General features: G+C 35.7%; 9 protein-coding genes. 8 read left to right on the top strand and 1 reads right to left on the bottom strand.

All coding sequences use genetic code 11. The features are described from left to right. Nucleotides 1-111: 111 nt before the first annotated feature. The gene (locus HMPREF1630_RS03920) at nt 112-1,422 is read left to right on the top strand and encodes an LCP family protein (protein ID WP_004826823.1); all 1,311 of its coding nucleotides are present in this window, start codon (nt 112-114) and stop codon (nt 1,420-1,422) included. 12 nt (nt 1,423-1,434) lie between these two features. Further along, the gene (gene fni / locus HMPREF1630_RS03925) at nt 1,435-2,448 is read left to right on the top strand and encodes a type 2 isopentenyl-diphosphate Delta-isomerase (RefSeq protein WP_037327308.1); all 1,014 of its coding nucleotides are present in this window, start codon (nt 1,435-1,437) and stop codon (nt 2,446-2,448) included. A 63-nt stretch (nt 2,449-2,511) separates the two neighbouring features. On the opposite strand, the gene mgtA is transcribed toward fni, so the two are convergent. Beyond that, the gene (gene mgtA / locus HMPREF1630_RS03930; protein ID WP_037327311.1) at nt 2,512-5,043 is read right to left on the bottom strand and encodes a magnesium-translocating P-type ATPase; all 2,532 of its coding nucleotides are present in this window, start codon (nt 5,041-5,043) and stop codon (nt 2,512-2,514) included. A gap of 404 nt (nt 5,044-5,447) precedes the next feature. Here mgtA and HMPREF1630_RS03935 point away from each other — a divergent pair, with 404 nt between their 5' ends. From HMPREF1630_RS03935 to ybeY, 6 genes are all read left to right on the top strand, one after another. Next, nucleotides 5,448-6,071, top strand: a complete 624-nt coding sequence (locus HMPREF1630_RS03935; RefSeq protein WP_037327314.1) for an NfeD family protein — start codon at nt 5,448-5,450, stop codon at nt 6,069-6,071. Then, a complete protein-coding gene (gene floA, locus HMPREF1630_RS03940) occupies nt 6,071-7,015 on the top strand; it encodes a flotillin-like protein FloA (RefSeq protein ID WP_037327316.1) in 945 nt (314 codons plus the stop codon). The genes HMPREF1630_RS03935 and floA overlap by 1 nt, the downstream gene beginning before the upstream one ends. Further along, complete coding sequence (locus HMPREF1630_RS03945; RefSeq protein WP_037327319.1) at nt 7,005-7,436, top strand: hypothetical protein; 432 nt, start codon at nt 7,005-7,007, stop codon at nt 7,434-7,436. Before floA ends, HMPREF1630_RS03945 begins: the two co-directional genes overlap by 11 nt. Before the next feature lie 310 nt (nt 7,437-7,746). Beyond that, nucleotides 7,747-12,813, top strand: a complete 5,067-nt coding sequence (locus tag HMPREF1630_RS09215) for a SpaA isopeptide-forming pilin-related protein (RefSeq protein ID WP_052039359.1) — start codon at nt 7,747-7,749, stop codon at nt 12,811-12,813. Nucleotides 12,814-12,900: 87 nt separating this feature from the next. Continuing rightward, entirely contained in the window at nt 12,901-13,908 is a 1,008-nt protein-coding gene (locus HMPREF1630_RS03955; protein ID WP_052039360.1) for a PhoH family protein, read from the top strand. After that, nucleotides 13,886-14,344: an rRNA maturation RNase YbeY gene (gene ybeY, locus HMPREF1630_RS03960; RefSeq protein ID WP_037327321.1), complete on the top strand. Its 459-nt coding sequence runs from the start codon at nt 13,886-13,888 to the stop codon at nt 14,342-14,344. Before HMPREF1630_RS03955 ends, ybeY begins: the two co-directional genes overlap by 23 nt. The last annotated feature ends 2 nt before the right edge of the window (nt 14,345-14,346 follow it).

Below are 14,346 nucleotides of genomic sequence, written 5' to 3' on the forward strand. Positions count from 1 at the left end.
GGAAATATTCAAGCAAGCACGAACTTTTAAAAAATTTTTATAATATTATTTTAAAAAATAGTTTAAAGAAGGGATAGACTTAGGGTATAATGTAACGAGTAAAGGAAAATTATGAAGATAAGAAGATTTTTTGCCCTAGTCTTTGTTTTTGCCCTATCTTTTGTGGCTAGCAAATTTGCTTTTGATTTTCTTGATCAAAGGTCGAATGCTGCTAATCATTCTAATGGAGGGACATTTGAAGACCAGGCTGTTAAAACAAGTAAAGATGAATATTTAATCCTCCTAGTTGGAGTGGATAAGGCAGCAGGTGAAGAGAATAACGAAGATTTCACCCGTACGGATACTATTATGTTGATGAAGGCCAATACCAAGGACGGCACAATTAAACTCTTGTCAATCCCTAGGGACTCCAGGGTCCTTGTGAGAAATACCTATGATAAGGTTAACCACGCCCACGCCTTTGGTGGTATTGAGCTAACTCTTCAAAGTCTTAGGAACTTCCTAGGCCTTGATATTGACTACTATGTCCAAGTTAATTACCAGGCTCTTGTAAATATTGTCGATGCCATCGGTGGTGTTGACTATGAGGTGCCAGAAGGTGTAAACATTAAAAAGTGGACTCTTAATATCAAACCAGGTATGCACCACTTTAATGGTACAGATACCATGTGGTATTTAAGGACTAGACATATCTATAACAATGGTGATATAGGAAGGGTTCATGCCCAACAAGATTTTGTTAAGGCCATGGTAGACCAAGCTGTTAAGAAATCAAATGAAATGAACCTTATGACAGTGATTTCGTCCTACATCAAATATGTAAAGACCAACCTACCAATGAGTGCCATAGTTAATTTGGTAAAAAGTATTCCAAATTTCTCATCAGATAAGGTTGAAACCTTTATAGTTCCGGGCAATGGTGCCTATATAAACAACATTAGTTATTATATACCAGATGAAAGAGGAACTTGGGATATAGTTAATGATGTATTTGCGGACTTCAAGCTTAGTAAGTGGAAGGAAGAAGATTCTGGTCTTCCTGAATCAAACCATGCAAGCATTAACCAAGAGGCACCAGTTAATATTTTCCCAAAAAATAATAATATAAATAATCAAACCTACGAGCCAAATTATAATTACGAGAATAATTACGAAAATACTTACGAAAATAATTATAATAACTCCTATGAATACCAAGAAGAACCAAAATGGGAAGAGCCTGCCAAGTCAACTCCAAAGACCAACCAAGGTCACAGGGAGAGAAGACAAGAGCCTAGTACCGAGACTTATGAACCAGCACCAAAGGCTCCTGAAAGCCCAGCACCAAAAGAGGCACCAGCAGACCCAGGCGTTGTTGAGTACGAACCAGGCTTGAATGTTGACCAACCATCAGACAGTGGCTCTGGAGAAGGTGGGGAATAGTTAGGAAAAAATATGACAAGTAGAAGACGAGAAAGAAAAGACGAACATATTGAAAATTACCTAAAGACATCTGGTTATAGCGACCCACTTTTTGAAGATGTCTACCTTGATCACAATAGTTTGTCAGACGTAAATTTTGATGAAATTGATACATCCATTGAGTTTTTAGGTAGGAAAATTTCTATGCCTATTATGATAAATGCTATGACCGGTGGTGGTGAATCAAGCGCTGATATAAACGAAGATTTGTCATCCATCTGTAAGAGCCTTAACATACCAATGGCTGTGGGCAGTCAAACAATCGGTCTCGAAGATGATGAAGCTAAAGAAAGTTTCACCCTAATTAGGGAAAAGGACATGGTAAGGATAGGAAATCTTGGAGCTGAAAGAAGCCTTGAAGACTTCAAAAATGCAGCCGGTATGATAGGTGCTAACGCCATCCAAGTCCACCTAAATGTGGCCCAAGAACTCTTTATGCCAGAAGGCGATAAGAACTTTAGGGGCTATTACGAAAATATAAAAAAATTAATCAAAAGCCTAGACGTGCCTATAATTGTAAAAGAAACTGGCAATGGTCTTTCAAAGGCAACTTGCCAAAAGCTTATAGAAGCAGGCGTAAAATACCTAGACGTTTCTGGCAAAGGTGGTACAAATTTCATAGAAATTGAAGATATGAGGGACTTTGAATCCGACTATAAAGAATTCTATGATTGGGGAGTGCCAACAGCCAAGGCGATAATTGATGCGAGGAGCCTATCCGATGATGTATTTATCATTGGTTCAGGTGGGATTAAAACTGCAGTAGATGTTGCCAAGGCCCTAATACTTGGGGCTGATATGACAGCAATTAGTGGTGAAGCTCTTAGGTACTTACTCTTAGGAAGTTATGAGGCTTGTTACGACTACTTAAAGGAAATGAATAGGCGTTTAAAAATAGTCATGGCTCTACTTGGAGTGAAGAATATAGAAGAATTAAAAAAAGTTGATTATAAGTTAACTGGCAGGCTTAAAGAGCTTGTTGACTAGGAAAATGAAAAACGACAGTAATCTGATAAACAGAAATCTGTCGTTTTTTTCTTTGCCTAAATTTTATTTTCCTGAAAAGGAATTTTTTTCGTAAAATTTTTTCTTTAATACTTCTGCTATTAAAGCGTAGGCTAAGGATATGCCAAACATTGAGATGAGTGCTTTTGTTGGCAAGGCTGTCAAGCCTAGGTAAGTATTAAGAGGACTATAGATTATGGCTATTAAAACTAAACTTACAAGGATTATTGCAAGGATTAGCTTTTTGCTTGGTTTGCTTCTAAGAACCGGTCTTGCAGTCCTTACAATGAGCATTACGACCATGGCAGAGATGACTGATTCTAACATCCAACCTGTTTGGAAAAATTGTTCGTCAGCTTTAAAGATTTTTAGCAAGACGAAAAATGTTAGGTAGTCAAAAACTGAGGATGTAATACCAAAAATTATCATAAATTTTTTGATAAATTTCATATCCCATTTTACTGGCTTTTCTAACCAAGCACTGTCGACAGAGTCTGATGCAATCTGCAAGGATGGAAAGTCAGTAAAGAGGTTGGTTAGGAGAATTTGCTTAGGCAAAAGTGGCAAGAATTTTAAAAATAGGCTCGCACCTGCCATTGAAAACATATTGCCAAAATTTGCGCTGGTAGCGATAAAAATATATTTTAAGGTATTGATAAAAGTTCTCCTGCCTTCTTTTATGCCAGAAAGCAAAACATTTAGGTTGTTTTGCAAAAGCACAATTGATGCCGCATCCTTGGCTGTATCAGCAGCTGTATTTACAGAAATACCCACATCTGCTTGTTTGATAGCGGGTGCGTCGTTAATCCCATCACCCATGTAGCCAACAATTTCGCCAGCTTCCTTGTAGGCTCTGATGATTTTTTCCTTTTGGTTTGGACTTATCTCAGCAAAAATGTCTACGTCTAGGACTTTTTTATTAAGTTGGCTTAGGGAATAGGCCTTCAAATCTTCGCCCAACAGGATCTTTGCAGGGTCAAGACCGATTTGGCTGCCGATATTTTTTGCAATTTCCTTATTATCTCCAGTAATCATTTTTAGAGAAACGCCCAGCCTATCCATTTCACAGATTACATCCTTAACGTCATCTTTGAGGGGGTCTATAAAGAGGAGCAGGCCCTTAAAAATCATATCGCTTGCCTTTTCTTCTTTGATATTTTCCCCATCATCTAAAAATTTATAGGCAAGGCCCAACACCCTGTAGCCTTGGGCAGAATATTTGTTAAAAAGTTCAGTTATTTGATTTTTGATTTCACCAATAGGCCCCTGGCTCTTGTCAGATTTTTCGTAGGTATTGCAAACTCTAACAATATTTTCAAAAGCTCCCTTGGTTACCATGAAATTTTTTTGCGCTAAGCTAGAAGTATCCTTCACAGCCACAGACAAAATCTTATTTTCAAAGGAATAGGGGATTTCAAAAAGTTTTTTGTAAGGTGAAAAGTCAGTGGTAGTTCCCTCAAGAATCGCCTCGTCAATCGGATTTTTGTAGCCTTCTTGGAAATATGAATTTATGCTTGCAAGCCTAATTAAGTCGTCAGATTTTTCTTCATTATAGGCAAGGCCATAATCGAGTTTGACCTTGCCCTTGGTGATGGTGCCTGTTTTGTCAGAACACATAATGGTCATTGATCCAAAGTTTTCGATAGAATTAAGTTTTTTAACGATAACTCCCTCATCAGACATCCTTTTTGCACCCTTGGATAAGTTTACACTTATAATGGCTGGCAACATTTGTGGAGTGAGGCCAACAGAAAGTGCCAAGGCAAACATGAAGGATTCCAAAAATGATTTGTTCAAAATAATATTAAATAAAAATATTAGACAGATCAAGAGGATTGTTACGTGCAAAATTAAATTACCAAAGTCTTTGATCCCTCTTTCAAAATCAGTGTCGGTATCTTTTTTGCCTAGGGAGGAGGTAATCTTGCCAAATTCTGAATTTTTTGCCAAGTTTACAACAACAGCTAGGCCCGACCCACTTATGACATGGGTGCCCATCCAAAGCGAATTTTCCCTATGGGATAGGCTGGTATTGACGTCTAAAATTTTTACATTCTTCTCTACAGGAAAAGTTTCTCCAGTTAGGCTTGATTCGTCTGTTGCAAGTGCATTCACATCAATAAGCAAGCAATCAGCTGGGATCATATCGCCAGTCGCAACCTTGATAATATCTCCCAAAGTTAAGTCTGCGTTGTCAATTTCTTGGAACTTCCCATCCCTTAGGACTGTAGATTTTACACTCACGCTTGAAAGGAGCTTTTTTACAGCATCTTGGGCATGGCTTTCGTTTAGGTAGCTTAGGAACGATGAAATCATGACGATGATTAAAATAATGAATCCATCAGAATAATCTTTCGTAAAAATTGACAAAATTGCTGCGAAAATAAGGATTAGGGTAATAGGACTTTTAAATTGAGATATAAAAACCATAAATTTTGAAGAATATTTTACTTCCTTGAGAGTATTTTTTCCGTAGTCTTCTATCCTGGTTTCTGCTTCTTGGCTGGTCAAGCCCTTTTCACTTGTCTTTAGTTGGTTAAAGATTTCTTTTTTATCATAAGACCAAAAATCTTTCATAATAGCCTCCAATATATAAAAACTATATATTTTTATGGCTAATTTTCAATTATAAATAATATTTAGATTATATCCCAAGTTGCGACCAACAAAAGCGCTAGGATAAACTAACAGGTTCCTAGCAAGATAGATTTGCTAAGGCTAAGACAATGGATGAGTAGGCGAGATTTTAAAAGCAAGAATCCTATCTTACTTGCTTTAGAAAGATACTACTTTTTTGCAAAAAAATTTGCGCTTGTAGCTCTAATGTCTTATTTATTAGTAGCGAACAAAGCCCTTCTATGTTGATTTTTAACCTCATTTACTAGATAATAGTTATAAGGAAGATAATAGATAATCCCTGAATTTAAGAAGAGATTTTTATTTTTAAATTCATGGATTCGCATTTAAGAATGGAGAAAAATATGCTAGGAAATGACCTTTTTATTGCGACAAGTTTTATTCTCGCAGTCATATCTTTGATATGTCTCTTATTTACCCAAAAAAAGCTTCTTTTCGCCGGTGCGGCTGTAGTGCTTTTTGCTTATTTTTACTATGCCAATGCCAAGTACAACATAGCAGATAACATCACAGTTCTCACCTTTATCGTGGGAATTTCCCTCTTAAGTTTGGAGCTTTTTATTCCTAGCTTTGGAATAATTGGGGTGGCAGGGCTTGCCCTTACGACTTATTCAGTGATGGATTCCTTCACAGATCCTCACACAGGAATATTTGTCATCCTTGCCACAGGCCTTGCAGTTGTCATTACTATGACAGTCTTTGTAAAGCTAGGCTTTAGGGCAAAATTATTTGATGCCTATGTTTTGGAAGGGTCTGAGAAAAATAAAAGAAGACCTAGACCTAACAAGGATCTAAATAATCTTATTGGAAGTATAGGCTATACAAAGTCAATCCTAAGGCCAACAGGCAGGATTGAAATTGATGGTGAAATTTATGATGCTATGGCCAGGGCAGAATTTATCGAAAAATCTAAGGTGGTTTCTGTCATAGGTGTTAAAGATGGCCACATAATAGTAAAGGAGATGTAATGGAATTTATAATGATGGGACTAATTTTTGTATTAGTCGTAGTATTTTTTACAATGGTACCAGTTGGTCTTTGGATCACAGCGAGGTTTTCAGGCCTTAAGATTTCTATGGCAAGCTTAGTTGCGATGAGATTTAGGAGGGTGTCTCCATCTAAAATCGTAAACGCAATGATTAAAAGCCACCAAGCAGGCATCCATATTGCCACAAATGACCTTGAAAGTCACTACCTTGCAGGAGGTAATATTAACCAAGTTGTTGACGCGCTTATAGCAGCAGAAAGAGCAAACATAGACCTTTCTTTTGAACAAGCCGCAGCCATTGACCTTGCAGGTCGTAATGTGTTTGAGGCTGTTCAAGTGTCTGTAACCCCAAAGGTTATCAATACTCCAACCATAGCAGCTGTTGCTAAAAATGGTATAGAGGTGAAGGTAATTGCCAAGGTTACTGTTAGGGCCAACATCGAAAGGCTAGTCGGTGGTGCGGGTGAAGAGACCATTATAGCTAGAGTTGGCGAAGGTATAGTAACCACAGTTGGTTCTTCAGAAACCCACGCAGAAGTTTTGGAAAATCCAGACAACATTTCTCAAACCGTATTAAACAAGGGACTTGACTCTGGTACTGCCTTTGAGATTTTATCAATTGATATAGCAGATGTGGACGTTGGAAGAAACGTCGGCGCTGAGCTTCAAAGAGACCAGGCAGAAGCTGATAAGAATATCGCCCAAGCCAAGGCCGAAGAAAGACGTGCCCAAGCTATCGCTCTTGAACAAGAAAATAGGGCCAAGGTTGTGGAAGCAGAAAGTGAAATCCCACTTGCCATAGCTCAAGCCTTCAAAGAAGGAAACCTCGGAGTAATGGATTATTACAACCTTCAAAATATCAAGGCAGACACAAAAATGAGACAGTCAATCTCAAATGATGAGGCTGATCTCGATGTCAAATAATAAATCTTTCCTTTCCTTCTTAGATGAGCTTGCAGAAGAGATTCAAGCAGGAAATGAAAAGAAGGGAAAAATACAAAAACCCCTTTTCGAAGTTAAGAAAAGTCCAAGGAAAAAATCCATAATTGGCTACCTAAATGATTTGGTAGAAAATATGGAATTAGACCAATACCAAAGTCAATCAAAACCAGATATAGAAGCCCAAAGAAGGTTAAAATCTGAACTTAGGACAAAACATGCAGAAAAATTCAAAAAACCTGAAGAGGGAGATACAGCTGCCCTAAAGAGATTAAAAGAGGCAGAGCAAAAAGAAAAGACAGATAAGATTAGAGAAGAAATGGCGAAAGAAAAAAACAGAAAGAGGCTTAAGGATGCCATAATAATGGCAGAAATCCTAGGCCCGCCAGTTTCTAAAAGAAGATAAAATTATAAAAAATGAGAGCATTCGAGCTCTCATTTTTTTGTAAAATAATAACAAAAAAAAATAATAACAAAAAAAAATAATAACAAAAAAAAATAATAACAAAAAAAAATAATAACAAAAAAATAACAAATGAATTTTAGCTCGCTAATTGCTTGAAAACTATAAAAATCGGGTGTAAATTTTTTTATAATAGGAATTTTAAACAAGGAAATAGATGGATTTTATCTATATAAGATTAAAACTTGACTGATAAATGATAAAAATAGAATTTCATTATGTGCAAAATTGAGATTGTAAAAAAGAGGAAAGGATGAAAGGAAAAAATAAAAAAATTTTTAAGAAAATCTTTTTGGTAATACTTATTTTTTTGAACTTTATTTTTTTAGGAAATAAAGCCCTAGCTGCCAAGAATTTAGCTAAGACAAGAGAGATAAAAGAGTATCACATGGATTATGGAAGAGAAAAAATATCTAAATTACTTAGGAGTTTGTTTAGAATAAATAAAGGACTCCAGCCATACTCTTTCAGAGCAAATAAGTCAGCCATGAGAAACTCACAAGATAATTACAAAATTAAATTAAAAATTGTTACTATAAGAGAAGGTTATAGATTAACCGGAGGGAAAATAGAAATTTATTCTGAAGACTATACATATATACGTGATTGGTACCCTGATACTGAGCCAGAGCTTAGCTTAAAACCAGGAACATATTGGTTGTGGCAAACTGGAGGAAATGAGGGATATGCATTTTTTTCAGGGATAAAATTAACTGTTAGAAGTAATGGTGGTCTGGAAATGGAGGAAGATACCAGTACATACTTAGATGGAAATACGATAGTTTTTAAGGCTCTCAGAAAAGTTGTTCCTAGTTCAAAATCTTTTGAATTGATTATATCAAAATTGGATGCAGAAGGAAATTATCTGCCTGGAGCAAATTTTAAAATATATGAAAAAACAAAACCGCAAAAATATGACTTTGGATTTATATCATTAAGAAGTGACAGGAAAGTATATCTAAACCGTATAGATACTATTGGTGCCACATACATAATCAAGGAAGTAGAAGCTCCAGTTGGTTTTGAGAAGATATTAGATATTGAAATAAAGATACCTAATTATACCGAACTTATTAATGGTAAAAAAGATACTGCAATCCTTGTATCAAATCCAAATGGAGAAAGAGTAAAGCTTGAAGGTAACAAGCTCATAATAAAAAATAAAAGAAAAGAAAGAAAACAAAAAAAAGAAAAAGAAGTCTACCTTACTAAGATAAACGATTTTTCAAAAAGAGTAGCTGGCGGTGTTTTTCGAGTATATAAAGCTAATGATTTAAAAAATGCCATAGCCGAGCTGACAAGTACCGGTTATGGTGATGATGTAAAGATTAAGCTAGAATATGGCAAGGAATATATCGTAAAAGAAACAAAATCACCAGAAGGATATAGTATAGTAAATTTTTTCAAAGTAAGCGTAAGCAATACTGGTGTTATATCAATATCAGGAAATGATAATAATGTAAGGCTAGAAGGCGACAAGCTGATTATAAAAGAGCCTTTTAGAAAATATCCCGTAAATATCAAAAAAGTAGACGAAAATGGTAAGGCCCTAGGGGGAGTTAAGTTTAATATCTACTCAAAAAAGGCAGATGGCAATTATAGTTTGGATGATACTTGGAATTCTAATACAGAATACTCAAAAAATTTGATACCAAATGAATACAAAATCGAAGAAATAAGCACACCAGAGGGATATTCATCAATAGACCCATTTGAATTTGAAGTAAAACCCAACGGACAAATCGAGCCAAAGGTAACAAATCCTGATGTAAGTGTTGATAACAAAACATTTACCATAACTATAAAAAATAAATATAAACAAAATCTAATAAAAATATCAAAAGTTGATCAAAATGGGGATTTGCTAAATTCAAATTCAAATCCAGCAAAATTAAGATTATCTAGTGTGATAAATAGGCGTTCTAAATCTATTAAGACATGGCTAACTAATGAACAACCTACATTTACTTTGGGTGAAGGTCTTTATAATATAAGAGAAATTCATACACCAATAGGTTATAAAGGAACAGGCAAAATCGTATTTGAGGTAACAGATAAAGGAAAAGTAGTAATAAAATCAGACTCGTCAAATGTCATAGTTTCAGACTCAGCAAATAACATTATAGAAATTAAAGTGATTAATAGGCAGAAGAAAGATATTATAATATCAAAAATTGATCCAGAAGGAAATGCCCTTGCCGGAGCAAGATTTGGTATATACGAAAAAAATGACCAAACAAAGTCAGTGAAAAGTCTAAAATCCGAGACAAGTGATCAGACATTAAGTTTAGAGTGTGGAAAGACATACATTATAAAGGAAGAAGAAGCTCCACTTGGCTTTGAAAAAGTATTAGACTTTGAGATAAGCATAGATAAGGACTGCAATATCAGCCTTGTATCTAACCCAAATGGAGAAAATGTAAAACTTGTAGGTGGCAAGCTTATTATAAAAGATAAGTATAAAAAATATCCGATAAAGATATCAAAAATAGACCAAAATGGTAAATTGGTCAATGGCAATAATAATGCAAGACTAAAAATATTCTCGATAGAAAATAAGGTTGAAAAACCAATCTCAGGTGGAGAATGGGATACAAAAGCTCAACCAACATTTGACTTTAAAGCTGGCACATATAAGATTAAAGAAATAAAAACTCCAAGTGGATATGAAGGAACGGGAGATATCCTCTTTGAAGTAAAACATGGGGGAGGGATAGAAATAAAATCCAACTCGTCTAATGTAATTGTTTCTGATTTGGCAGATAAGAGCAAGGAAATAAAAGTCATCAACAGGCAGAAAAAAGATGTCCTTATATCAAAAGTAGACCCGGAAAGAAAGGCTCTAGCAGGAGCTAAGTTTGATATATACGAAAAAATCGACCCTATCCAAAAAGTAGCAAGTCTTACTTCAGGGGCGGGAGATCAGACAGTAAGTCTAGTGTGTGGCAAGACATATACAATCAAGGAATCACAAGCTCCAGTTGGATATGAAAAAATTTCTGATTTTGACTTCGAAATTTCTAATAATGGCATTTTAAAACTACTAGACACTCCTAATGGTGTGAGCATTGATGGAAATAGGATTGTAATAGTTGACAATCTAAAGAAGCACATAGTTAAATTTAAAAAGGTTGACGAAAAAAATAATCAGTTAAACGATGCAGTGCTTGAAGTATATAATCAAAACAATACTTGTATAAACAGTTGGACAACTGATAAAATTGCTGAAATACCACTAGAACCTGGGGTGTATAAATTAAGAGAAACAAAAACTCCAAAAGGGTATGAAAGCATACCGGAGGTGACATTTACTGTCAATAGTGATGGGAGTGTCACCTTAGGAGATAATGGAAATATAAGTATAGTTGGAAATCTAATAATTGTCACAAACAAAAAGAAAAATATTCCGCCACCACCTAAAAGAACAATAAGTGTCACTGTTCACAAGTTGCTCTTAGGTAAAAAAGAATTTGATGGCTGGCAGACCCCTAAGGGCTATGACGCAAGTCAAAACAAGACTGATTTTGACAAACTTGTTGAAAATGCTCCTAAAGAAATTTCTGGAGTTTACTTTGTATGGAAAAATGACAAGGATCAATTTATAGACTCAGAGGGAAATGTTGTAGATTCAATTGATAAGGCTCTTGGGAAATTGACAGGTCCAGAGGGAGCAACTTTCGATACATCAAAACTTCCTAATGGTAATTATAAAATTTATGAAGTTAAGGAAAAATCCACTTATACTGGAGAAGATGGAAAAGTTTTGACTGAAAGTAAAGCCTCGCCAATAGAAATAAAGCTACCAGTCATCAACAAAAATGGAGTTGTTGAGGATGTTCACGTATATCCAAAAAATACTGAGAATAAACCACAAATTGATAAGAACTTTGATGAAACGGTTACTGACCCAGATGTGGATAATAAATTAGATCTTGAGAATTATCAAAGACCAAAATCAAAAATCAATAGGACTATCGGAGATGTTATCCCTTATGCTGTAAAAACAGTGATTCCAATCGGTTCCGAGTACAAAAAATTGACTTGGACTGATAATATGACTAATGGTTTAACTTATGATAAAAATATCAGTATAGATGGAGCGAACCTAACTTCTTCTGATTATATAAAATCTGAGGATGAACGAGGATTTAGCTTGTCTTTGAAGGACTCTGGTTTGGAAAAAGTTAGAGATGCCTGCAAGACGGCTGATGTTGTATTGATGATAAAATACTCAGCCAGCTTAAATGCTAAGGCTGTCATTAATTTAGCAAAACCACAAGAAAATACTATTGCTCTTGATTATAGCAATAGTCCAGGCAAGTCATACCAGCCACTAGACATAAATCCTTTGAATGGAAAAATCAAGGTAGATAAATCTTGGGTTACCGGTGGAAATAAGCAAATACCTTTTGATGATAAGGATTTGGCTGTGACTTATATTTTGGAAGAAAAAGTTGGAGATGTTTACAAGGAAATAAAAGCTGTAACCCTTAGAAATAGTGAACAAAATCCAGCATTTGATTATGAATTTACAGGGCTTTCGAATCAAAGGACTTACAGGATTAGAGAAAGGGTCGGGGGCTATGAACCTAACTATGTTTCTTATAATCAAGGAGTCTTAAGCATTACCAATATTCCAAATAAAACTTACCTAAGACCTTCAAATTCAAAGGTAGAAACTTGTGGCAAAAAATTTGTAAAGGTTAATACCGAAGACGAAAGACTATTTGGAGCTATCTTTGCAATCAAAAAAGATGGAAAGTATTTGAAGGCAAAAAGTCTAGGAAGACGAACTCAAGATAAGGAAGAACTAAAGAAAGCAAAGGATACTCTTTGTGGAGCCTTAGATGCTTATAGCAATTTAAAATCAGAAGAACTTGACACAGAAGCTGGAACTAAGGCAAAAAAACTTATTGAAGACAGCCAAAAGGAATATGATAAAGCCTTTGAAAATGAAGGAATAGGCTTTGAACTTACTGATAAGTCAGATGATCCTGATTTAATAAAACTCGCATCAAATGAGGATGGACAATTCATGATTAGAGGCCTGGGAGCAGGTTCATATGAACTAGAGGAACTTAGAGCTCCTAAAGGATATGGAAAATTTAATAAGATTGATTTTGAAATAAATGTAATGAGTTTTAACAATGGCAACATCAAATATTCAAATGAGGATAGTGTTGACAATGCTACTAAAGTAATTAATAGAAAAGTTATTATCCCTCAAGCTGGTGGTCTAGGATCATTGATATTTATGGTGGTCGGATTGTGCGTGATGATTTACGCTTTATTCAATTTTAGAAAGAGGTCCATATATTAAAGATATAGAAAAATTAGAAGAGAGTAACAAACAGCTACGAATTGTAGCTGTTTTTGCATATTATAAAAGGTATAATATAGCAGAGGAGTGATTAATATTAAGGAATTTTTAGAAATAGAAGAGCCGGGAAGAATTATTTCGCTTTTTGGCAATTTTGATTCAAATAGAAAATATATAGAAGATAGGTTTGACGTTAAACTTAAGCTTAAGGACAATAGTTTAGAAATAAATGGCGAAGAAGGGCATGTTGACCTTGCCAAAAAGCTAATTATCCAGCTTTTATCCGAGCTTAAAAGAGATGGAGAGCTTAGCTTTCAAAGATTAAAATACGATGCAGATATGCTCGAGAGGGAAAACAAGGATGTGGTTAAGGCTCTCCTTGACCATGTGATTGTCACAACAGCCGGTGGCAAGCCAATTAAGCCAAAGACCTTGGGACAAAAATCATATATAGAAAAGATTTTGGCGAATGATATTGTTTTTGGTATCGGTCCAGCAGGTACAGGTAAGACTTATCTTGCCGTAGCCATGGCTGTGCGTGCCTTTAAAAACAACGAAGTAAATAGGATTATCCTCACCCGTCCGGCAGTAGAAGCGGGCGAGAGCCTAGGATTTTTGCCGGGTGATTTGCAAGATAAGGTTGACCCATACCTAAGACCTCTTTACGATGGGCTTTTTGAAATTTTGGGTTTTGAAACCTACCAGGCCCTTGTAGAAAAGGGCATTATAGAAGTCGCTCCCCTTGCCTATATGAGGGGAAGGACCTTGGATAATTCTTTTGTAATTCTTGATGAGGCACAAAATACAACCTACGAGCAGATGAAGATGTTTTTAACCCGTTTGGGTTATGGTTCAAAGGCGATAATTACAGGTGATAAGACCCAGGTTGACCTCCCTCGTGGCAGGAAGTCTGGTCTTGTTTCAGCCAGTCAAATCCTAAAAAATGTGCCGGGAATTGATTTTATGAGTTTTACTTCAATTGACGTTGTCCGTCACCCACTCGTCCAGAGGATTATAGATGCCTACGAAAAGGACGACAGGATGAGGGAAGAAGAAAGAAAGAAAAAAGAAAATGAATCTTCTGTTAGCGAATGATACAAACCAAGATTTGGACCTTGACCTCATAAGGGAGAGGGCGGAAAAAACTATAGAAGAAGTCCTAAGAGTAGAAAGTTTCAATGAAAATGCTGAAGTTTCCCTTTCTATTGTGGATATGGAAACTATCCATAGGCTCAATAAGGAATACAGGGATGTTGATAGACCAACTGACGTCTTATCCTTTCCTATGGATGAAGAAGGCTATGATAATGATGGAAATCCTCTTTTCCTCTTAGGAGATATTGTAATTTGCTTGGATGTGGCAGAAAATCAAGCCAAAGATTTTGGACATTCTCTTGAAAGAGAGATGATGTATCTTATTTGCCACTCAACCCTCCATCTTTTAGGCTATGACCACATAGAAGAAGATGATAAGGTTGAGATGAGAGCCAAGGAAAAAGAGGTTATGAAAAACCTAGGAGTTTTTAAATAATT

Source organism: Anaerococcus lactolyticus S7-1-13 (genome assembly GCF_000758765.1).
Taxonomy (GTDB): Bacteria; Bacillota; Clostridia; order Tissierellales; family Peptoniphilaceae; genus Anaerococcus; species Anaerococcus lactolyticus.

Excerpts from the sequence above, each read along its gene's own strand:
- HMPREF1630_RS03920 (WP_004826823.1), top strand. The coding sequence starts at position 112 with ATGAAGATAAGAAGATTTTTTGCCCTAGTCTTTGTTTTTGCCCTATCT.
- fni (WP_037327308.1), top strand. The coding sequence starts at position 1,435 with ATGACAAGTAGAAGACGAGAAAGAAAAGACGAACATATTGAAAATTAC.
- mgtA (WP_037327311.1), bottom strand. The coding sequence starts at position 5,043 with ATGAAAGATTTTTGGTCTTATGATAAAAAAGAAATCTTTAACCAACTA.
- HMPREF1630_RS03935 (WP_037327314.1), top strand. The coding sequence starts at position 5,448 with ATGCTAGGAAATGACCTTTTTATTGCGACAAGTTTTATTCTCGCAGTC.
- floA (WP_037327316.1), top strand. The coding sequence starts at position 6,071 with ATGGAATTTATAATGATGGGACTAATTTTTGTATTAGTCGTAGTATTT.
- HMPREF1630_RS03945 (WP_037327319.1), top strand. The coding sequence starts at position 7,005 with ATGTCAAATAATAAATCTTTCCTTTCCTTCTTAGATGAGCTTGCAGAA.
- HMPREF1630_RS09215 (WP_052039359.1), top strand. The coding sequence starts at position 7,747 with ATGAAAGGAAAAAATAAAAAAATTTTTAAGAAAATCTTTTTGGTAATA.
- ybeY (WP_037327321.1), top strand. The coding sequence starts at position 13,886 with ATGAATCTTCTGTTAGCGAATGATACAAACCAAGATTTGGACCTTGAC.